This is a genomic window from Priestia flexa NBRC 15715 (assembly GCF_001591565.1).
GTDB lineage: Bacteria > Bacillota > Bacilli > Bacillales > Bacillaceae_H > Priestia > Priestia flexa.
Window position 1 is genome coordinate 1 of the sequence record NZ_BCVD01000063.1, and the last position, 21,201, is coordinate 21,201.

At 35.1% G+C, this 21,201-nt stretch carries 27 protein-coding genes; 1 reads left to right on the forward strand and 26 read right to left on the reverse strand.

From position 1 onward, the window contains the following. Positions 1–27: 27 nt before the first annotated feature. The 16 genes from fin to metG all read right to left on the reverse strand — a co-directional run bounded on the left by fin (position 28) and on the right by metG (position 13,313). Complete coding sequence (gene fin, locus BFL01S_RS11630; protein WP_025909829.1) at positions 28–258, reverse strand: anti-sigma-F factor Fin; 231 nt, start codon at positions 256–258, stop codon at positions 28–30. A 61-nt stretch (positions 259–319) separates the two neighbouring features. After that, positions 320–877, reverse strand: coding sequence for an aminoacyl-tRNA hydrolase (pth, locus tag BFL01S_RS11635; RefSeq protein WP_025909828.1), 558 nt, complete (start codon positions 875–877; stop codon positions 320–322). An 89-nt stretch (positions 878–966) separates the two neighbouring features. Beyond that, the gene (locus tag BFL01S_RS11640) at positions 967–1,599 is read right to left on the reverse strand and encodes a 50S ribosomal protein L25/general stress protein Ctc (protein ID WP_025909827.1); all 633 of its coding nucleotides are present in this window, start codon (positions 1,597–1,599) and stop codon (positions 967–969) included. 149 nt (positions 1,600–1,748) lie between these two features. Further along, entirely contained in the window at positions 1,749–2,702 is a 954-nt protein-coding gene (locus tag BFL01S_RS11645; RefSeq protein WP_025909826.1) for a ribose-phosphate diphosphokinase, read from the reverse strand. Between the two features lie 18 nt (positions 2,703–2,720). Next, complete coding sequence (gene glmU, locus BFL01S_RS11650) at positions 2,721–4,100, reverse strand: bifunctional UDP-N-acetylglucosamine diphosphorylase/glucosamine-1-phosphate N-acetyltransferase GlmU (protein WP_025909825.1); 1,380 nt, start codon at positions 4,098–4,100, stop codon at positions 2,721–2,723. A 195-nt stretch (positions 4,101–4,295) separates the two neighbouring features. Next, the gene (gene spoVG, locus BFL01S_RS11655; protein WP_025909824.1) at positions 4,296–4,586 is read right to left on the reverse strand and encodes a septation regulator SpoVG; all 291 of its coding nucleotides are present in this window, start codon (positions 4,584–4,586) and stop codon (positions 4,296–4,298) included. A 144-nt stretch (positions 4,587–4,730) separates the two neighbouring features. Next, positions 4,731–5,108 (reverse strand): RidA family protein, encoded by a 378-nt coding sequence (locus BFL01S_RS11660; RefSeq protein ID WP_025909823.1) that lies wholly within the window; start codon positions 5,106–5,108, stop codon positions 4,731–4,733. Between the two features lie 20 nt (positions 5,109–5,128). Next, positions 5,129–5,950: a pur operon repressor gene (purR, locus tag BFL01S_RS11665; RefSeq protein ID WP_025909822.1), complete on the reverse strand. Its 822-nt coding sequence runs from the start codon at positions 5,948–5,950 to the stop codon at positions 5,129–5,131. Between the two features lie 56 nt (positions 5,951–6,006). Then, the gene (ispE, locus tag BFL01S_RS11670) at positions 6,007–6,876 is read right to left on the reverse strand and encodes a 4-(cytidine 5'-diphospho)-2-C-methyl-D-erythritol kinase (RefSeq protein ID WP_061785778.1); all 870 of its coding nucleotides are present in this window, start codon (positions 6,874–6,876) and stop codon (positions 6,007–6,009) included. A gap of 180 nt (positions 6,877–7,056) precedes the next feature. Next, complete coding sequence (locus tag BFL01S_RS11675; protein WP_025909820.1) at positions 7,057–7,230, reverse strand: alpha/beta-type small acid-soluble spore protein; 174 nt, start codon at positions 7,228–7,230, stop codon at positions 7,057–7,059. Between the two features lie 147 nt (positions 7,231–7,377). Continuing rightward, positions 7,378–7,611 (reverse strand): biofilm formation stimulator Veg, encoded by a 234-nt coding sequence (gene veg / locus BFL01S_RS11680; RefSeq protein ID WP_025909819.1) that lies wholly within the window; start codon positions 7,609–7,611, stop codon positions 7,378–7,380. A gap of 291 nt (positions 7,612–7,902) precedes the next feature. Then, a complete protein-coding gene (gene yabG, locus BFL01S_RS11685) occupies positions 7,903–8,769 on the reverse strand; it encodes a sporulation peptidase YabG (protein WP_061785779.1) in 867 nt (288 codons plus the stop codon). Positions 8,770–8,854: 85 nt separating this feature from the next. Then, entirely contained in the window at positions 8,855–9,733 is an 879-nt protein-coding gene (gene rsmA, locus BFL01S_RS11690) for a 16S rRNA (adenine(1518)-N(6)/adenine(1519)-N(6))-dimethyltransferase RsmA (protein WP_061785780.1), read from the reverse strand. Continuing rightward, complete coding sequence (gene rnmV, locus BFL01S_RS11695; RefSeq protein WP_025909816.1) at positions 9,730–10,290, reverse strand: ribonuclease M5; 561 nt, start codon at positions 10,288–10,290, stop codon at positions 9,730–9,732. Before rnmV ends, rsmA begins: the two co-directional genes overlap by 4 nt. A gap of 167 nt (positions 10,291–10,457) precedes the next feature. After that, positions 10,458–11,228: a TatD family hydrolase gene (locus BFL01S_RS11700; RefSeq protein WP_061785781.1), complete on the reverse strand. Its 771-nt coding sequence runs from the start codon at positions 11,226–11,228 to the stop codon at positions 10,458–10,460. 72 nt (positions 11,229–11,300) lie between these two features. After that, positions 11,301–13,313: a methionine--tRNA ligase gene (gene metG, locus BFL01S_RS11705; RefSeq protein ID WP_268873890.1), complete on the reverse strand. Its 2,013-nt coding sequence runs from the start codon at positions 13,311–13,313 to the stop codon at positions 11,301–11,303. A 505-nt stretch (positions 13,314–13,818) separates the two neighbouring features. Between metG and abrB the strand changes: the two genes are divergently transcribed. Then, positions 13,819–14,103 (forward strand): transition state genes transcriptional regulator AbrB, encoded by a 285-nt coding sequence (abrB, locus tag BFL01S_RS11710; protein ID WP_025909813.1) that lies wholly within the window; start codon positions 13,819–13,821, stop codon positions 14,101–14,103. Between the two features lie 25 nt (positions 14,104–14,128). Here the strand turns inward: abrB and rsmI are convergent, their stop codons facing one another. The 10 genes from rsmI to BFL01S_RS11760 all read right to left on the reverse strand — a co-directional run bounded on the left by rsmI (position 14,129) and on the right by BFL01S_RS11760 (position 21,049). Then, positions 14,129–15,004: a 16S rRNA (cytidine(1402)-2'-O)-methyltransferase gene (rsmI, locus tag BFL01S_RS11715; RefSeq protein WP_025909812.1), complete on the reverse strand. Its 876-nt coding sequence runs from the start codon at positions 15,002–15,004 to the stop codon at positions 14,129–14,131. Continuing rightward, on the reverse strand, positions 14,982–15,269 hold the full coding sequence (locus BFL01S_RS11720; RefSeq protein WP_025909811.1) for a GIY-YIG nuclease family protein: 288 nt from the start codon (positions 15,267–15,269) through the stop codon (positions 14,982–14,984). The genes rsmI and BFL01S_RS11720 overlap by 23 nt, the downstream gene beginning before the upstream one ends. Beyond that, positions 15,256–16,002, reverse strand: coding sequence for a tRNA1(Val) (adenine(37)-N6)-methyltransferase (locus BFL01S_RS11725; protein WP_061785783.1), 747 nt, complete (start codon positions 16,000–16,002; stop codon positions 15,256–15,258). Before BFL01S_RS11725 ends, BFL01S_RS11720 begins: the two co-directional genes overlap by 14 nt. 50 nt (positions 16,003–16,052) lie before the next feature. Beyond that, the gene (gene yabA, locus BFL01S_RS11730; RefSeq protein WP_025909809.1) at positions 16,053–16,418 is read right to left on the reverse strand and encodes a DNA replication initiation control protein YabA; all 366 of its coding nucleotides are present in this window, start codon (positions 16,416–16,418) and stop codon (positions 16,053–16,055) included. 14 nt (positions 16,419–16,432) lie between these two features. After that, positions 16,433–17,260: a PSP1 domain-containing protein gene (locus BFL01S_RS11735; protein ID WP_025909808.1), complete on the reverse strand. Its 828-nt coding sequence runs from the start codon at positions 17,258–17,260 to the stop codon at positions 16,433–16,435. Positions 17,261–17,264: 4 nt separating this feature from the next. Beyond that, positions 17,265–18,257, reverse strand: a complete 993-nt coding sequence (holB, locus tag BFL01S_RS11740) for a DNA polymerase III subunit delta' (protein ID WP_061785784.1) — start codon at positions 18,255–18,257, stop codon at positions 17,265–17,267. 37 nt (positions 18,258–18,294) lie between these two features. Further along, positions 18,295–18,624: a cyclic di-AMP receptor DarA gene (gene darA / locus BFL01S_RS11745; protein ID WP_061785785.1), complete on the reverse strand. Its 330-nt coding sequence runs from the start codon at positions 18,622–18,624 to the stop codon at positions 18,295–18,297. A 54-nt stretch (positions 18,625–18,678) separates the two neighbouring features. Continuing rightward, on the reverse strand, positions 18,679–19,305 hold the full coding sequence (tmk, locus tag BFL01S_RS11750) for a dTMP kinase (RefSeq protein WP_025909805.1): 627 nt from the start codon (positions 19,303–19,305) through the stop codon (positions 18,679–18,681). Between the two features lie 13 nt (positions 19,306–19,318). Further along, complete coding sequence (locus BFL01S_RS11755) at positions 19,319–20,752, reverse strand: aminotransferase class I/II-fold pyridoxal phosphate-dependent enzyme (RefSeq protein ID WP_061785786.1); 1,434 nt, start codon at positions 20,750–20,752, stop codon at positions 19,319–19,321. Between the two features lie 114 nt (positions 20,753–20,866). Further along, positions 20,867–21,049 (reverse strand): sigma factor G inhibitor Gin, encoded by a 183-nt coding sequence (locus BFL01S_RS11760; RefSeq protein ID WP_061785787.1) that lies wholly within the window; start codon positions 21,047–21,049, stop codon positions 20,867–20,869. Between the last annotated feature and the right edge of the window lie 152 nt (positions 21,050–21,201).

A 21,201-nucleotide genomic window follows, 5' to 3' on the forward strand; every position in this document is an offset into this window, starting at 1 on the left:
GGGGTCAGTCCCTATAACCAAAGCTTTTTATTGTATAAATGTTTCATACTGATGATAGTCTGGGTTTCGATCTAAAGCCTCCTGGCAATCTTCACAAATTGTTTTGACAATTAAATCGCCATTCGCTTGGTATTGAACTAGCTCTTGCCTTTCATCAGCTGTCAAATGATGAAAGCCTAGTTTTTCTGTGCTATATTCTTTCCCTTCTATCATACCGACTTTTGCATGACAATGTCTACAGAAATAATGAATAGACAGAATAAAGCCCTCCTAAATGTTTTATTGTTAGTATTAGCATTTAGAGAGAGCTTTATTCCTGTTAATTATATCGATTCATTACTTCTAAGAACGGTTTAGATAACCACTCTTCACTAGCTTTAACCGATTTCTCCATGGCTCCATTCATTTCAATCATCTCTTCAGATGTAAACCTTCCAAGTACATAGTCTACAACTTTCATGCCATTTTTAGGACGATCAATGCCAATGCGAACACGGTTGAATTCTTGTGTTTTTAAGTGCTGAATAATTGATTTAATTCCATTATGACCACCTGCACTGCCTTTTGTTCGCAAGCGTATTTTTCCACAAGGCAAATCCAAGTCATCATAAATAACAAGCAAATCTTCCACATCGATGTCATAATATTCCATCAGCGGACGAATGCTTTCTCCCGAGAGGTTCATATATGTTAATGGCTTTAATAAAAGAACTTTTTCTCCTCGCACCATTCCCATGCCATAAAGTCCATTAAATTTTGTGCGATCCAACTTAATATCAAAGTAATCTGCAAGTTCGTCAATTGTCATAAAACCGATGTTATGACGTGTTTGATCATATTCTTTTCCAGGGTTACCCAATCCAACAATTAATTTCAACGAAATGCTCCTTTCTCTTTAAACACTCTACCCTTCTTATTATAATCAATTCATCATAAAAGGCGTAACCTTTTGGTTACGCCTTTGTATTATTCTTTGTCTTTTTGTTCTGTTGCTTCTACTTCTTGATTTTCTTCATCACCTTGTTGTTCTCCACTATCAGGTAATTCTTCTTGTTGTGGAGGTAGTACTGAAGCAACTGGCTCTTCAAGACTTTGTGTAATTTCAATTTTACCATCTACTTTTACATCTTGTAGGGTTAATACATCGTTAACCCCCAACTCAGTTACGTCTACATCAATTGATGATGGAATATCCTGCGGTAAACCTTGCACTGTTACTTCGTATAGGGACTGCTGTAACACGCCGCCTTCTTTTGTACCTTTAGCTTCCCCAACTAACGATAAAGTAACCGTAGACTCAATTTCTACAGACATATCAACAACTTGGAAATCCGCGTGTACAATTTCGTTTTTTAATGGATCAGTTTGAATTTCATGCAAGATAACTGAATGTTTGTTCTTGCCTACATGTAACGTTAATACGCCATTTCGACCTGCTTCGCGAATTGTTTTAATAAACTCAGCGCTATTTAAGTAAATTGACGTAGGTTCTACTTTATTACCATAAACAACTGCTGGAAAATTACCCTCTTCACGAATTTTTCTATTTACAGAGTTTTGAAAGCTCGTTCTTTCTTTTGCCTGAATTGAAATACTCATATTCTTCACCTTCCAGTATGTTTTCTATATTAAAATGTACCCTAATTAGAAAATGATTAAACCTCAAAATCAAATTAATTTGTATTAGTGCTATGATTACAATAAAAAAGAAGCTTCTCTCACAAGGAGAGAAGCTTCTTTTCAACAAATTAATCGAATAGTGTGCTCACTGATTCCTCTTCATGAACACGAATGATTGCTTCAGCCATTAAAGGAGCAACTGAAAGCTCTGTTACTTTGTCAATTTTCTTTTCTTCTGTTAGTGCAATCGAGTTTGTAACTGCTAATTCTTTAATTTTAGAATTTTGGATGCGCTCAATTGCAGGTCCTGATAGGACTGGATGTGTACAACATGCATATACTTCTTTTGCACCTGACTCAATAAGTGCATTTGCTGCCAATGTAATGGTACCAGCTGTATCGATCATATCGTCAATTAAAATTGCCGTTTTGCCTTCTACTTGACCAACAATGTTCATTACTTCCGCAACGTTTGGACGTGGACGACGCTTATCAATAATAGCAATTGGTGCTTTTAAACGTTCTGCTAAACGACGTGCGCGTGTTACACCACCGTGGTCTGGAGACACGATGACAACGTCATCAAGGTTTTTACTCTTAAAGTATTCACCTAAGATTGGAACACCTACTAAATGATCAATTGGAATGTCAAAGAAACCTTGAATTTGTGGAGCATGCAGATCTAATGTGATGATACGAGTCGCACCAGCTTTTTCAATAAGGTTTGCTGTTAATTTAGCTGTGATTGGCTCACGAGCACGTGCTTTACGGTCTTGGCGAGCGTAACCGTAGTAGGGAATTACGATGTTAATTGTTTTAGCAGATGCACGTTTTAAAGCATCAATCATAATAAGTAACTCCATTAAATGTTCGTTAACAGGGGCACTTGTTGATTGAATAATAAATACATCGCAACCACGAATACTTTCTTCAATATTAATTTGAACTTCTCCGTCGCTAAAGCGATCTACAGAACACTTTCCTAATTCAACACCAATCACCTTAGCAATTTGTTCAGCTAAAGCCTTATTAGAATTTAACGTAAACAATTTCAAATTTTCATCAGCATATACATTTGGCATTTTGTTGTAAAACCTCCGTTAGGATTTTTTATTAATATCAAGCTTTTCAGCGTAGTTCTCTTTATTAACTTGTTTTGCACGAGCAATTGATAAAGCTTTACCCGGCACATCGTCTGTAACGGTAGATCCAGCGGCTACATAAGCGCCTTCTCCAATCGTTACTGGTGCAATTAAATTTGAATTGCAACCAACAAATGCACCATCTTGAATCTTAGTTAAGAATTTGTTTTTCCCATCGTAATTAACGGTAATTGATCCGCACCCCAAGTTTACATTCTGACCTACTTCTGCATCCCCAATATAACTTAAATGTGAAGCTTTACTTCCTTTACCAAATGATGCTTTCTTAATCTCGACAAAATTTCCTATTCTTACTTCATCATCAATCATAGATTGTGGACGAATATGCGCGAATGGTCCAATCGTTACGGATTGACCAATTTCACTATTATGAGCGACTGAATGGCGAATAGATGTATTATGTCCGATTTGGCAATCTTTGATTTCGCTGTTAGGTCCGATTTCACAGTTTTCACCGATGGATACAGCACCTTGAATTACTGTTCCTGGATAAATAACCGTATCGCGTCCAATGACTGTATCTGCTGAAATATATGTGTTAGATGGGTCAATGATTGTTACCCCATTTAACATATGTTTCTTATTAATACGTTTCTTCATTGTTTCTTCTGCTTGTGAAAGCGCAAAGCGATCATTTACACCTAATGTTTCAGCAAAGTCACTTGTTTGATAAGCTGAAATGATTTCCCCTTCATTTTTCAAAATCTCAATCACATCCGGCAAGTAATACTCACCTTGAACATTGTTATTTGATACTTTTGAAAGCGTCTCAAATAGCTTTTCATTATCAAAGCAATACGTACCTGTATTAATTTCTTTTACTGCTCTCTCTTGTTCAGTTGCATCCTTGTGCTCAACTATCTTTTCAACTGAGGCAGAGCTATTGCGAATAATTCGCCCATATCCAGTTGGATCTTGAGCATGAGCTGTTAAAATTGTTGCTTTTGCATTTGTCTCTTCGTGATGCTTGAGCAACGCTTCGATTGTTTCCGTTGTAATAAGTGGCGTATCACCACAAACAACAATTGTCGTACCCTTTTCATGTGCAAGTAAAGATTCTGCTTGCATGACTGCATGAGCTGTTCCTAATTGCTCTTCTTGCAAAGCAAATAAGCTTTTATCTCCAACATGTGATTTCACTTTTTCGGCACCATGGCCTACAACAGTAATTAATTTACTTAATGAAACATTTGACACTTGGTCGATTACATGTTGTACCATTGGTTTTCCACACACAGGGTGTAACACTTTATATAAAGATGACTTCATACGTGTACCCTGACCAGCTGCCAATATGACTGCATATCTTTTTGACATAACAGGCCTCCAATTTTACCTTTTTATCCATTAAGAATATTATATCAAAAATGACCTCATTTCAAGAAATCATTCGAAAGTCATTCATTTTATTTTAAAATTTTGTTAAATTTTTATAATGAAGAAAGTTTATGGATAGAAGAGACGGACAAAATAAAAAGCCTACCGTCAAGTAGGCTTTTAATCTATCATATGTTATGAAGCACCCGCTTCTTCAAATTCAATTTCTAGTTCACCTAATCGATGATACTCTGCTAAAACAGCATCTTGAATTTTTCCGCGAGTATTAGAATTAATTGGATGTGCAATATCGCGGAACTCACCATCAGGTGTACGTTTACTTGGCATTGCTACAAACAAGCCGTTATTACCATCAATCACTCGAATATCATGAACAACAAATTCACCATCTAATGTGATTGAAGCAATCGCTCTCATACGTCCTTCAGTGTTTACGCGGCGTAATCTAACGTCAGTTACTTCCATTTTGTTCACCACCTTTTCCTATGCGAAGCTTTACTACATAAATTCCACGGAATTTTTGTTTTTCCTGCTTCTACAGAAAAGTTTTTAGAAAATTTTCGCAAAAAAAGTGAACAATTGGAAATAATTTGGTTTTAGTTAGTTAATTTATCCTTTTACTAGCGCAACTACTTCAATTTCAACCAAAACATCTTTTGGTAACCTTGCTACTTCTACACATGAACGCGCAGGTTTATGATCACCAAAGTATTGTGCATATACTTCATTAAGGTCAGCAAAATTATCCATATCCTTAATAAATACAGTTGCTTTTACTACCGTATTCAGTGAAGCACCAGCTTCTTCTAAAACTGCTTTAAGGTTTTGAAATACTTGTTCAGTTTGTGTTTTAATATCCCCTTCAACTAGCGTTCCATCTGGACGTAAAGGAATTTGCCCTGAACTGTAAAATAAATTATTAACAACAATTCCCTGAGAATAAGGTCCAATAGCCTGTGGCGCTTGCTTTGTTTGAACTTGTAACATGATTACTTCCTCCCCCAACCTTAAATATATTTTAAATAGTTCCCTTCCTGTACGCTGATATGTTTCTCTTTTATGTTAACATCTTTCAGTTGTACAAGAGAGATGTATTCATCTACTAGACGCTCTTCAATGTCTTCTGATTCAACTAAAACTCCAATTCCCGCAACTGTTGCATCAAACTCTTCAAGCAAGCTAATCATCCCATTAACTGTTCCGCCTGCTTTCATAAAATCATCAATAATTAAAACGTTCGACCCTACAGCTAGGCTTCTCTTGGCTAACAGCATGGTTTGAATACGCTTTGAAGAACCGGATACGTAATTAATACTTACCGTTGAACCTTCAGTTACTTTACTATCTCTTCTTACTACCACAACCGGTACATCTAAGTATTGTGCTACTGCATAAGCAACTGGAATTCCTTTTGTTGCCACAGTCATAACTACATCGATTTTGCGATTAGCAAATAAAGATGCGTATAGACGACCAATCTTATTTACAACACGAGGGTCTCCTAAAATATCTGTGAGATATAAATATCCACCGGGTAATAGTCGCTCTGGTTTTTCAATCATCCCACATAACTCTTCAACAAGTTGACTTGCTTCTTCATTTGACATCTTTGGCATAAATTTTACGCCACCAGCTGCCCCTGGTAAAGTAACAAGCGTACCAATACCTTGTTGTTCAAAAGTTTGCTTTATAATCGCCATATCTTCACTTATAGATGATTTTGCAGAGTTATATTTATCTGCAAAATATGTCAGAGGAATAAGGCGCTGAGGGTTTTGAATGAAATAATTCGTCATATCAATTAAACGTCCACTACGTCGAAACTTCATAACTTCCTCCCTAAAATCCGAATATTTTATTATAAATATAACACTAATATACGTATTTATTCAAGCGTTATTCGTTCTCCAATAAGCCGGACAGCGTATACCTTATCACAGAAACCTCGTAAGCCGTTATAAATACGGTGCATACGAGAATCATGCTGTACAAGTCCAAAAACCGTTGGTCCGCTACCGCTCATGAGAACTGCATCTGCTCCAAATCGCTTCATTTGTTCTTTAATTAATAAAACTTCCGGATGCATCTTTAACGTTACTTCTTCTAATACATTCCCTACACATTTACACATTTCCCTATAATTTCCTGCTTCGATTGCTTCAATCATCCCTTCTACATTAGGATGACTCACATTTTGCACCTTTAAATTGCGATATACATCTGCTGTTGATACACCTATTTCTGGCTTTGCTAAAATCACCCAGCAGTTTGGAGGTGCTTCAATATGTTCAATTACTTCTCCTCTTCCTGTTGCAAGGGCTGTGCCACCATACACACAAAACGATACGTCAGACCCAATTTCTGCTCCAAGCTCTGCAAGCATGTCTAGAGACAAACCTAAGTCCCACAATTGGTTCAGCCCTCTAAGGGTAGCTGCTGCATCACTGCTTCCTCCTGCTAAACCAGCCGCTACAGGGATTTGCTTATCAATTAAGATATTGACACCCTTGTCCACTTTGCAACGCTTTTTAAGCAGCTGTGCAGCTTGATATGCTAAATTCCGCTGATCATCAGGAACAAAACGATTATGTGAATAAATAACGATTCGACCATCTTCACGCTCCGAAAGCTCAATACGGTCTGCTAAATCAATTGTTGTCATGACCATCTTAACTTCATGATAACCATCCGTACGCTTATGTAACACATCAAGGGACAAGTTTATTTTAGCTGGTGCCTTAACCATTAACTTCATAAATCTTTCACCTACTTCATCTAATCAATTGTAAAGTTATTTTATCACAAAATGGGAAGGTTTATATATCTTTACATAAACAGTGTATAAAAGTATAAAAACCACTAAAAAGCCGAAGTGATTTCCACTTCGGATCCTCATTCCTTTATTCTAAAAAAGCACGTAGAACATGTTTACTACCTAAGACTTAGCCAACTGTTCTTTCGCTATCTCTACGGCACGCTTTACCATGTTACCTGCATCCTTGGAATGAATAGCACCCCATCCATGGCTTTTTACAACATCATAAAAATCAAGTTCTTTAGCCAATTCCTCTTTACATTTCATTGACATAACGCCTCGACGTCTGCTCATTTAGTAAAGCCTCCTTTAAAACACCTCAAACCGTACTTATAGTATAAATCACCAAAGAGAGAGTATGTTTTGAAAAAAAGCCCAATAAAAAAAGCAGTAAACCAAAAACGTCCACTGCTCACCGCTACGTACTATATTACTTTTGGTTTAAAAAAACTTTAGCTCAACCGTTTCAGTTAACACGTCGGCATAGCTATAAGAAACTCGCTCTAAAGAGTTTTCTTCTTGATCTAGCTCCACAATAAAAACAGAAGGATACGTTTCAGTTAAGACTCCTGAACGCTCTACCGTTTTTCTTCGTCCACCGTTTGCTTTTAAAGTCAATCGTTGACCTAGGTGCAAATCCAGCGCTTGCTTAATATCAGATAAAGTTTTCGCCATATTGGTCCACCTCACTATACGTAGTGTAACACAAAAAGATAAAAAAGTCAAAAACATAAAATTATAACAATGTATGTCTAATGATGTCAACAAATAATTTTCTACATAAATCTACATTTCCTTTATATTTTGTGCAAACAAACTTACAATATGTATAAGTTTTACATTTATTTAAAATAATTCTTATAAAAGAAATGTATAGCACATAAATTCACCTATGATATAGATATAGATAAAAAAACTGCTATACAAAAGGTTAAAATCCTCTTTTGCATAACAGACTTATACTCATTATTCCGCTTCATAAGGCATACCTGTTCGTAAAAGTCCTCTGGTTTCTATTCCACCTAACCCCTTTGCACCTGTTAATGTATTACGCAATACATCCCACACGTTAATACGATCATTAAAAGGCGTAAAACTTAACTTTGCTACAACATATACAGGATCTAGAGCATGAATGTTCACTCTGGATGGTGAACTTGCAAAATTTGCACCTGCTTGTATTAGCTGTTCGAAGTGAGATTGACAAGCGCCGGCAAAAATCACAAGCTGATCTAGATTTGCAATTTTACGTCTTGCCTCGTATACCGTTTTTACATAATATTTAGAGTGGCGATAGGCTAATAAATCATTTTTATTACCTTTTGACTTTGAATAGGCATCATGTCCAGTTAATACTAAAATATCAGGCCTCACTTCTTCTAATAAGGCGCTTATTTTATTTGGCATTTCCGATTCTGTACAATGTACACCATATACAGGAACGCCTATCTTTTCATACACTGCTAAACATTTCTGTAAATAGTTAGGGTCTCCATCTACATGTAGCACCTTGCCTGGCATCTGAAAAAGGCGGTGTGAATGATTATACCCATTTGTCATACCATATTCGGCTTTTTCTCGAATGAGGTCGTAATCTTGACGTAACAGCTTTAGAGACCTCTCTAACAGTTGCTTTTCTTGTTCTTTTCGTCGCTGTTGCTCTTGAACATCTACAACTTCTAAATCGGATAAAGGAGCATCAGCAATAAGGCGGACATCTTCTCCAATTAATGTTGCATATTGTTCCTCTCCTTCATTAACCGCGATTACGCGAAATAACAAATCGCGATCATAAGAAGGACGTGTTACAATATCACCAATTTTGATATTCATAAACTTCACTCCGTCTTTACTACTTAAAAGCTAAATATTCAACTCTCTTCATAGCCTATGAACACGAAGCAAAAAGGTGATTATTCTATGCGAACGATTTTCCTAGCTCATCGCTTAACTTACCAAACTCTTCAATTGATAATGTTTCTCCTCTTCTTTTTGGATCAACTGAAGCTTCTGAAAGAGCTTGTTCAATCGCAGCTTTATTTGCTTTTCCATTAGGTAAATTATTCACTAGATTATTTAAGATGGTTTTACGTCTTTGACCAAAACTTGCTCTGACAACTTTGAAGAAGAATGCATCATTTTCAACCTTTACGGCTGGTTCATTACGTCGAATTAAGCGAATAACAGCTGAATCAACATTTGGTTGAGGGTTAAATACCGTTTTGGGGACGACCATAACTGTTTCAGCTTCCGTATAGTATTGAATAGCAATAGAAAGAGAACCATAATCTTTTGTCCCTGGCTTTGCTGCGATACGGTCAGCTACTTCTTTTTGTAGCATAACAACAATTCCTCGAACAGGAATCTGCTCCTCTAGCAACTTCATTAGAATTGGAGTTGTAACATAATAAGGTAAGTTTGCTACTACCATTAAGTCTTCAATACCTTCAAACTCTTGTGCTAAAGTCTCTTTCAAGTTGGCTTTAAGTACGTCTTGGTGAATGACTTTAGCGTGCGGATAAGGTGAAAGCGTGTCAGCTAAAATGGGTAACAGGCGTTGGTCGATTTCAAAAGCCAATACTTTTTTTGCGCGCTTTGCCAATTGCTCAGTTAGAGCCCCAATCCCAGGACCAATCTCAATAGCTCCTGTCTCATCTGTCAACTCAGCATGGTCAACAATACGATTTAAAATATTAGTATCAATTAAAAAGTTTTGTCCTAAGCTCTTTTTAAACGTAAATCCGTATTTCTTTAAAATTTCTTTCGTACGAGTTGGGGTTGCAATATCTTTTGTCACGATTTTTGTTCCTCCTGATTAATTTTCTGAACGGCTTTGATAAACTCATCTTTTGAAATTTGAAACATTTTTAGTCTTTTGTGTAGCTGTTTTCCGTTTGCATAACCAATTTTCAAAGATTTACCTATTCTCTCACGCCTACTTTTTGCTTCACTATCACCTATTAAGCGAGCAACAATTAAATCCTCTTGTGTAATTTGTTCATCGATTCCTTGCCATTCTTGTTTCACGTCTTGTAAAGCTTGTCTAATATCTTCAATAGACGCATGCTCAACGCCTATACCTTTTCCATTTTTACCTTTTGCTTGTTCTTTTGACAAAAATGCATGCTTACATCCCGGAACTTTTTCTGAAACAATATTACGAATACGCTGACCCGGATAATCAGGATCTGTAAAGATAATAACGCCTCTCGTTTGTTGTGCTAGCTTTATCTTTTCAATGGTTTCATCGTTTACGGCTGAACCGTTCGTCTCAATTGTATCAGCTTGTACTGCTCGACGAATTGTAACAGTGTCATCCCTACCTTCAACCACAATTATTTCTTTAATCTTCATTATGAACCTCCTCAAAAATGAAGTCTTTCTCTCTTCATTTTGCTTCTAACCTATCAGTATGAAATCAACTGAAAAAAGGCAGAGGATTGCAAGGCCCTCTGCAAGTGTTATTCCATTTAATACTTTTTATTTTAACATTGTTTTAAACCAATAGATATGTTAAACATTTAGTCATTAATTCGGAATAATTTTAGCGCATTTTCAGTAGTATGCTTTGCTAATTCATCGTAGCTAATACCTTTTAATTCCGCAATCTGTTCTGCTACGTATGAGACATATGCTGGTTCATTTCTCTTTCCTCGATAAGGGTGAGGTGTCAAATATGGACAATCTGTTTCTATTAATAATTTATCAAGTGGAATTTCAGCTGCTACCTCTTTTGGCTTCTTCGCATTCTTAAACGTGACAGGTCCACCAAATGAGATGTACATATTCATATCCATACACTGTTTAGCAACTTCAATGCTCCCAGTAAAGCAGTGCATGATACCACCAACTTCTTCCACTGACTCTTCCTTTAAAATGGTTATGACGTCTTCTGTTGCATCACGATTATGAATAATGATTGGAAGATTTACTTTTCTCGCTAAACGAATTTGTCTACGAAATACTTCTTTTTGTATATCTTTAGGTGACTTGTCCCAATGATAATCTAATCCCATCTCTCCAATAGCCACCACTTTAGAATGTGCTGCTAGTTCTTCAATCCAAGTTAAATGTTCATCTTTCATATCAATAGCATCTACGGGATGCCAACCAACGCTAGCATACATAAAATCATACTTTTCAACAAGTTCCATCGCTCGATTAATGGTTGGTTCATCAAACCCAACCACGACCATCTTTTCTACATTGCGCTCTTTTGCTCTTTCAATAACATCCTCTAAATCATCATTAAATTGGTCTGCATTTAAATGTACATGTGTATCAAATAACATATTAGTGCTCCTTTCATTTACGAAATAAAAGAGGGCTTTCCCGTGTTCCACGTGAAACGCCCCCTTATCTTATTATTTTACTTTAGTTCCGTTGCTTAAAGATTGGTCAACCTCTGCAAGTGATAAGCCATTAGCATCCTCACCCGCTAAAATCATTCCTTGTGAAAGTTCTCCACGTAATTTTACTGGCTTTAAATTCACAATACAGATGACTTTACGGCCAATGAGTTCCTCTGGCTTATAAAATTTAGCAATGCCTGATACAACTTGACGTTTTTCATAGCCTAAGTCTAGCTGGATTTTCAATAGCTTATCTGCTTTCTTTACAGGCTCAGCATGAATAATTTCTGCTACGCGTAAATCAACCTTTAAGAAGTCATCTAAACTAATTTCTTCACTTTGTTCTGGCTGAACCTCTTCTTTTTTCTCTTCCTGTGCTGGCAATGAACTTAACATTTTTTCTTTAATAAATGTAATTTCTTCTTCACGATCTAGACGTGGGAACATTGGTTCACCTTTTTCTACTTTTGTACCTTCACGAAGCATGTTAAACGTTTCAATACTTTCCCAACTCTTTAACACATCTTCTTTCACACCAATCTGTGAAAAGATTTTTTCTGGTGTTCTCGTTAAGAATGGTTGTAGGAGAACAGCTGTATGACGGATAGCTTCTGCTAAGTGTACCATTACTGAAGCTAATTCATTACGCTTCTCTTCATCCTTAGCCAGGGTCCAAGGCTTTGTTTCATCAATGTATTTATTTGTACGACTTACATACTGCCAAATCGCTGATAATGCCACTGAGAACTCCATATTTTCCATGGATTCTTCGTATTTTTTCACCATATCTTTTTGAGCTTGCACAAGCTGAGCATCAAACTCTGTTACATTCCCCTCATACATAGGAATGACACCATCAAAGTACTTATTAATCATTGCTACTGTACGGTTAACTAAATTACCAAGATCGTTTGCTAAATCAAAATTAATACGCTCTACAAATGCTTCAGGTGTGAACACTCCGTCCGAACCGAAAGGGACTTCTCTTAATAAATAATAGCGTAAAGCATCTAAGCCGTAGCGATCAATTAATGTTACTGGATCAACGACGTTCCCTTTTGACTTAGACATTTTACCATCTTTCATTAATAACCATCCGTGTGCAAAGACTTTCTTTGGAAGAGGTAAATCTAATGCCATTAAAATAATTGGCCAATAAATTGTATGGAAACGAACAATTTCCTTTCCTACAAGATGAACGTTAGCAGGCCAGTACTTTTTGTATAATTCGTCATTTTCAGTGCCGTATCCTAATGCTGTAATATAGTTTGATAATGCATCAACCCATACATAAATAACGTGCTTGGGATTCCCTGGAACTTTAATACCCCAATCAAAGGTTGTGCGTGAAACAGCCAAGTCTTCTAATCCTGGCTTAATGAAATTATTAATCATCTCATTTTTACGAGATTCCGGTTGAATAAAGGTTGGATTTTCTTCATAAAAAGCTAATAAACGATCTGCATATTTACCCATTTTAAAGAAATAAGATTCTTCTCTTACTAATTCCACTGGATGCCCACTGTCTGGACTTTTTCCTCCCACTACTTTTCCATCTTCAATAATTGGATCTACTAATTGAAGTTCCGTATAGTAAGTTTCGTCAGGAACTGAATACCAGCCTTCGTATTCATCTAGATAAATATCACCTTGCTCCAGTAAACGATTGAAGATTCTATCAACAACCTCTTTATGTCTAGATTCTGTGGTGCGAATAAAGTCATCATAGGAGATGTCCATTTTCCCCCATAAGTCTTTAATCCCTGCTACAATATTATCTACATACTGCTGAGGAGTCACATTTTCTTCTTCTGCTTTGCGCTGAATTTTTTGCCCATGCTCATCCGTACCCGTTAAATAACGAACATCGAATCCTCTTAATCGCTTATAACGAGCCATTGCATCCCCTGCAACTGTTGTATACGCATGTCCTATATGTAATTTACCACTTGGATAATAAATTGGCGTGGTAATGTAAAACGTATTATTTCCCATCTGTATAACCTCCAAAATCCGTTTAAACACTTCCCAAATACAGTATTTTGTATTTCGAGCAAAAATAAAATCAACTATTTATTCTATCTTCTATAATACTATTTTCTAGGACGTTTTGAAAACCATCTAGCTAAAGACATTAGAAATTTAAATAAATGCTATTTACTTCTACCATTTTTGCCTCTTTTATAGATAAAATACCTTATTACTTTTTGGATGAACTCTAAAAAAAGTAGTTTTTGTCTTATTTTGTCGAAAAATGAATTTTTGATTAAAAAAGCTTGAATTCAATCATCTTTATATCAAATTTATTATGTTATTTTTTTCAATATACTACCTAAAGATATTATTGGTATTCTTCACAAACCCTTTTTATATAAGTGTTTTTATATTTTTTTATTTCCATCTACATTTTTTTACATACAAAATGATTGACTAGTTTTGGAAACGTTGGTATTATAAAAGTACGTTGAATTTGTCGAATAATGACGAAAGTAATAACATAGAAAACTAAAAGGTGAGAGGGGAAAATAAGATGAAATCTACAGGTATTGTTCGTAAAGTTGATGAGTTAGGACGTGTAGTAATTCCAATTGAATTACGTCGTACATTAGGGATTGCTGAAAAAGATGCGTTAGAAATTTATGTTGATGAAGAGCGTATCATTTTAAAGAAATATAAACCAAACATGACTTGCCAAGTAACTGGTGAAGTTTCAGATGAAAATATTCAATTAGCTGGTGGTAAGCTAATTTTAAGCCGTGAAGGTGCAGAACAAATTATGAAAGAACTTGAAAATAATCTACAATCTTCAAACTAAAAAAAGCTGTCTAACGACAGCTTTTTTAGTTCACATGATATTCACTATATATCTCTCTTTTTGATTGATTACGATCTTTTGCTACTTGTTTGATAGCATCCTTATTACTAAATTGCTGATCATTTATATAATAGTTCACGTGTTCAATAATTGTTAACTCTGTCCACCAAGCTTCTTTATCTTCTATAATGTCTTCAGTTGTTCCTGAAACAATGAAACAAAATTCTCCTCTAAGTTCTGTTTCGTTAGCCCAAATTATTGCTTCTTCAATAGTTCCTCTTAAAAACTCTTCATAACGCTTTGTTAACTCTCTGCATAGTACAATCTCTCGGTTTCCAAAGGCTTCAAACATCAATTTTAACGTCTCTTTTAAACGATGAGGTGCTTCATAGAAAACCATCGTTTCTTTTTTTATAGATAAAAGTTGAAGTTCCTCCTTTTTACTTTTTTTATTTCGATTTAAAAAACCGTAAAAATAGAATTCATAAGTAGGTAGTCCAGAAGCAATCAAAGCTGTCAACGCAGCATTCGCACCTGGTAAAGGAATAACAGTATAACCTTTGTTGGTCGCTTCTCTTACTAATTCATATCCTGGATCAGAGATACATGGCATACCAGCATCACTCACAAGACCAATTTTAAGACCTTTTTCTAAATCTTGAATAAGCCTCTCGGTTTTCGTTTCTTTATTATGATCATGATAGCTAACGATTGGTGTCCCAATCTCAAAATGGTTACACAGCTTCTTTGTATGCCTTGTATCTTCTGCAGCAATATAATCTACTTCTTTTAATAATCGAATTGCGCGAAATGTCATATCTTCTAGGTTACCAATAGGTGTTGGAATTAGATATAATACTCCTTTGTCTTCAATTCCTTCATAACTTTTTTGTGAGTTCATTACTTTTCTTCTGCTCCTTTAGGATATATTGTTCTTTCTGTCTACGGCTTAACTGTTTAAACCAGTATTCTTTTTTCATGGCTTCAATTTTAGTTTCGTACTCTTCATGCCATAAAAGTACAACTGGTAAACGACTTTTAGTATATTTAGCACCTTTGCCACTATTATGAACGGCTAAACGCTTATTCAAATTATTTGTGTATCCTGCATAATAGCTTTGGTCTTTACATTCTAATACGTAAAAATAATGCTTAGTTTGTTCCATACAAAATTTCCTTTAGCTCGTTTGTATATTCATTGTCTTCCTTATAAACAACGAGTGGTGGAAGGATTTTTAAGTCTGCATTACCATCTTTAATTCCTTCAATTAAAATGGTGTTAGCTTCTTTATGTTTCTTCGGATAGATAAACTGTAAGCGTTTTGGCTCTAAACGGTATGCCCTCATTAACGTAATGATATCAACAAGTCGACCTGGTCGATGTACAATTGAGACCTTTCCCCCTTGCTTTACTAGTTGACTACTTACACGAATCACATCTTCTAGATTACAATGAATTTCATGCCTAGCAATTGCATAATGCTCATTTTTATTTTGCTCATCAACTTTAGGAGTAGGAAAATAAGGAGGGTTACATGTTACTACATCATACTTTCCATGTCCTAATTTCTGTGGCATGTCCTTCAAATCGCCTAGAACAATGTTAATTTGATCATTTAAGTTATTGTAATCAACACTTCTAGTGGCCATGCTAGCTAAACGCTCTTGAATTTCTACACCCGTAATCTTAGCATTTGTTCGCTTTGATAAAAATAAAGGTATAACTCCGTTCCCTGTACATAAATCAATGATATTCCCTTTTTTTATAGGTACATACGCAAAGTTTGATAGCAAAACAGCATCTAATGAAAATGAAAAGACAGAATGACTTTGAATAATGCGCATACTTTCGTCCGCTAATAGATAATCAAGTCGTTCATCTTCATATAATTGAACCATGTTCCATTTCTCCTTATACAAAAGCAGCCTCTCCTTGTGGAGAGGCTTTGTTATTTTTTATTTAAAAATGATAAGCAAAACAAACAATCCCCATCTTGACGGACGCTACCATAATGAATGTTACAAATATGGAAGCCTTCTTGATACAATCTAGCTAGATTATCGTATCCTTCTCCGATATCTATCTGCTTTTGTACTTTTGTTTGACTACTTACCTTTTGATTATGACTTTTGGGCTTTGTTTCCAAATTGGTTTGGTCAAGGCGGCGGCGCAAATGGTCATTTTCAATCTGTAAGTGATGATTTTCTTCAATTAGTTCAGCTAAATACTCTTTTAAGTCTCCTAATTGTTTGTATAAGTGACCAATTTGTTCCTCCATATTTGTAACCGAATCAAAAATCTCTTTTTTATCCACCTTTACCCACCTCGTTAATCTGTGGCTTGAAACGAAACAGCACCTTCATTAATAATTTCATCTAATGTATACTCTAAGATTTGCTCACGATTTGATAATTCTACCTGTATAATACGCTCTAAAATATTTAGACCTATTACACGACCTGAACCTTCAGGTGTTTTAATGGTAGATCCAATATCAGGAAGCTGCTCTTTCGCTGTTTCGTATTCATCATTTTCGTATTTAAGACAGCACATGAGACGACCACATAACCCTGAAATTTTTGTAGGATTTAACGATAAGTTTTGGTCTTTTGCCATTTTAATTGACACTGGCTCAAAATCTCCTAAGAAAGTTGAGCAACAAAGCATTCTTCCACAAGGACCAATACCACCAAGAAGTTTCGCTTCATCTCTAACACCAATTTGACGTAATTCAATACGTGTACGGAAGATGGCTGCTAAATCCTTTACTAATTCTCTGAAGTCGATACGTCCATCTGCTGTGAAATAAAAGATTACCTTATTACGGTCAAATGTATATTCTACATCTACTAGCTTCATATCTAGGTTATGTGCCTGAATCTTTTGAACACATACACCATATGCTTCGCTAGCAGCTTGTTTGTTTTCCTCAACAATGAGCTTGTCTTTAGGCTCTGCAATACGAATGACTTTTTTTAGTGGGAGAACAACATCATGTTCACTGACTTGCTTTTTATTAATAACAACCCTACCAAATTCAACACCACGGATTGTTTCAACAATAACAAACTCCCCATCTGGTATTGTTAAATCACCAGGATCAAAATAATATATTTTACCCGCTTTTTTAAAGCGAACACCTACTACATCATACAAGCTTTTATCCCTCCTGCAAATCCAACACCAGCTGTTCCATCAATAACTGTATATTCATATTTGAATTTAATTTATTTTTAGCTCTTAAAATGACTTCAATCTTTGCAATAATTTTTTGTTGAGTAGCTTGAAGTGCATGAGATTTTAAATGATCTTCTTTATAAAAATAAATAAGCATTGGCTCTTCTTCTACTTGCAACGTTAAAACATCGCGATACAGAAGCATTAGTAAATTTAACCCAATATGAGCTTGTTCTTTTTCTTTAAAATGAGGTACCCATTTTTCGTGAATAAAGAGAAGCGCTTGTTGAGGTCTAGTTGTTAACACTTCATATAATTGTATCACTAACTTTCTTGCAAGTCCAAACCATTCATCTTCACTTAATTCAATTGCTTCTGTAATACTATTTGTTAAGTATGGCATCAGCGTTGCATCTGCTCTGGAAAGGTTATGGTTCATTAGTTGTTCGGCTAATTGTTTTTCTGTTAAAGAACGAAGAGAAATAACCTGACATCTAGATATAATTGTATCCAACAGCTTCTGAATAGTCTCTGTTAACAAGATTGCATATGTACCATCCGTTGGCTCTTCTAAAAACTTTAATAAACTATTAGAGGCACTTACTGTCATCTTATCAACATGATTAATAATATATAACTTCTTATTGGATTCAACACCAGTTTTTGTGAATTCAGCTTGTAAATATTGTACTTGTTCTTTTTTAATTGATAAGCCATCTGGCTCAATAAAATGTACATCCGGATGATTACCAGAATCAATTCTTTTACAGTTAATACATTCATAGCATGGTTCATGTTCATGAGGATTTAAGCAAAATAATCGTTTTGCAAATAAAAAGCTAATCTCCTTTTTTCCAGTTCCTTTACTTCCTTCAAGCAGGTAAGCATGAGCTACTCTATCTTTCACAATACTGTTTTTTAACATTCTAAGAGCAGTTGGTTGGACACCTTCTAGCTCTCCCCACTTTTTATTCATTTCATCACACTTTCTACTTCAATTGTAAGGCAATTTTTTAAAATTGATGAAATTGGTCAATTGGCAACACAAATACCGTTGCTCCTCCAACTTCTACTTCCACTGGATAAGGAATATATGAATCTGCATTACCACCCATTGGAGAAACTGGAGAAATAAATTGATTACGACTTTGACATTCACCTTTGATAATATCTAACACCGTTTGAACTTTTTCGTCTTCTGTTCCAATCATAATGGTTGTATTTCCAGATTTTAAAAAACCGCCTGAACTAGATAATTTTGTTGAGCGGAAACCTTTTTCAACTAATGCGTTTAACAACTTTGTACTATCTGAATCTTGTATAACTGCAATTACTAATTTCATGAATATGCACCTCATTATGAACTTATTTACTTTATTATATCAAGAATTATTTGCTTACAAAAATCCTCTTAACACATCACATATATCGTTGTATACATCATCAACGCTTTGCTCAGCATTAACTTCTTTGATACGATTTGGAAATTGATTTAATAAAAGTTTATACCCTTCTCTTACTTTATAATGAAAGTCGATTTTCTCTAAATCTAAACGATTAATTTCATGACTACGACCTTTTTCTATTCGCTGTAATCCTATTTCAGGTCTAATATCTAAATAAAAAGTTAAATCTGGCATAAGGTGATCAATAGCAAATTGATTAATCCCCAATACTTCTTCAATGCCTAAACCTCTCGCGTACCCTTGATATGCAAGAGAACTATCAATGAATCGATCACATATAACAACTTTACCCTGTTCTAGCATGGGAATAACTTTTTCAACTAAGTGTTGCCTTCTAGCTGCCGCATATAAAAGAGCTTCTGTTCTACCGTCCATTTCTTTGTTTTTAGGACTTAAAATAACTTCACGAATTTGCTCTGCGATTGAAATACCACCTGGTTCCCTTGTCAGAACAACATCTATTCCTTTTTCTTTTAACATATTTTCAACCATTTGAATAACTGTCGTCTTTCCAGCACCCTCAGGCCCTTCAAATGTAATAAAAATTCCCTTTTGCATTGCAATTCCCCTTTTACTTAAACACACGAATGAACCCATGTCTTATATTTGTACTTCCTTGTATTTTACCTTTAAAAGATAAGGTTTGCTTTAAATACTTTAAATGATGTAATGAAATCTCTTCACCTTCTAACAGCAGTGGAATGCCTGGTGGGTAAGGTATAATGGTTTCCGCACATATCTTTCCTACAGCGGTATCTAGTGAAACTATCTCGGTTTCATTTTTATGAGTATATATTTTATGTGTAATTTTTTCAGGGTAGTAAAGAGTATGAATCATATCTTTTACAAACCCACCTTGTGCACTTAATCCAACTGCTTTTTTGATTCGCAATAACGTATCACTAAAATCAAATGATGATGATAAAGGTAGCACTAATAAAACATACAAAGGATCTGCTAGCTCTGTATATATTCCTTCCGCTTCTAAAGCTGCCTGAAGCTCATAACCAGTGAGTCGCGTAGATGATAAGATGAGTTTTAATAAATCAACCTTAAGATTCCCCTCCTGATTTAACTCTACAATAGAAAGGGTATCAATCTGATTTAATTCGTTATAAAATCCTTTTAAATTAGCTTTAATTTTTGCTGTACCTTCATTTTTTAAACACTCTACATAATAACGTGCAATATCTAAAGAAACCATAATAGGATAAGATGGACTACTAGATTGTAAAGCACCCAAAAGATAAGATAATCTATTTTTATTAATAAAGTTTCCTTTCACATGTAAATATGAGCCCATTGTCATTGCTGGCAGTGTCTTATGAGCGGATTGGATAACAATATCTGCACCAAACTCTGTAGCTGACTTTGGAAAAGGAGCTCCTAAAATAAAATGAGCGCCGTGAGCTTCATCCACAACAACCGGAATAGAATGTTTGTGTGCCAATGAAACAATCGGAGCTAAGTCAGTTGAAACACCGTAATAAGTAGGATTTGTTAAGACAATTGCTTTTACCGAACTAGGAGCGACTTTAAGGGCTTGTTTGATATCTTCAATATTTATACCTACCGTTAATTTTGAAATCAAATCAACTTCAGGAGAAACAAAGATAGCATTGGCTTTTGCTAAATTAATTGCATTAAAGATTGACTTATGCGAATCCCTTTGCACAATAATACTATCTCCTTCTTCACAAAGAGATAATATTGCAGCTAAGTTGCCCACAGTAGAGCCATTCACTAAAAAATATGTTTGATCTACCCCGTATAAGTTGGCAGCTAATATCTGAGAGTCTTGAATAGCTTCTTCTGCTTCATGCAAATCATCTAAGCCTGTTATTTCTGTTAAATCATATTTTAAGAACTGTAGAAAATCTTTTTCAACACCTTTAGGAAAGACATAACCACTCTTATGTCCCGGTACATGATAAGATAGAGGCCTTTTATTGATATGATTTAAAACGCAATCATATAAAGGCAGTTTGCTTCGTAGATGTTCCAAACTTATAATCTCCTTTTATCTCTTACACATTTATAAATCAAGACTGTGTCTATTATAACAAATTCGCAATAGCTTTTTCATCATGCAAAAAAGCCCTTAAAAAGGACTTCAGGTTTATTTATAAATTTCTATTTTCTTTAATTGATTTAAAATATCATCATATTGCTGATTGGATAAATTTATTTCTGTAATATCTTTTTCACAGTGTTGACATATCAATGAAAAAAAAATTGTAATACCTTTAACTGTTCTTTGATTGCAAACTAAGCAAACTGTATCATGATTTTTTCCGTTCATTATTCTACACCTCCACTATGTCATTGTGAACCATTTGTTTATTTCCTATACCTATGAGAATTTTAAGTCTACAATACATTATACGCAGATAGCTTATACCTTGTTAAAACAAAATAAAAAGACTAGCTAAATTAGCTAGTCTTTTAAATCTG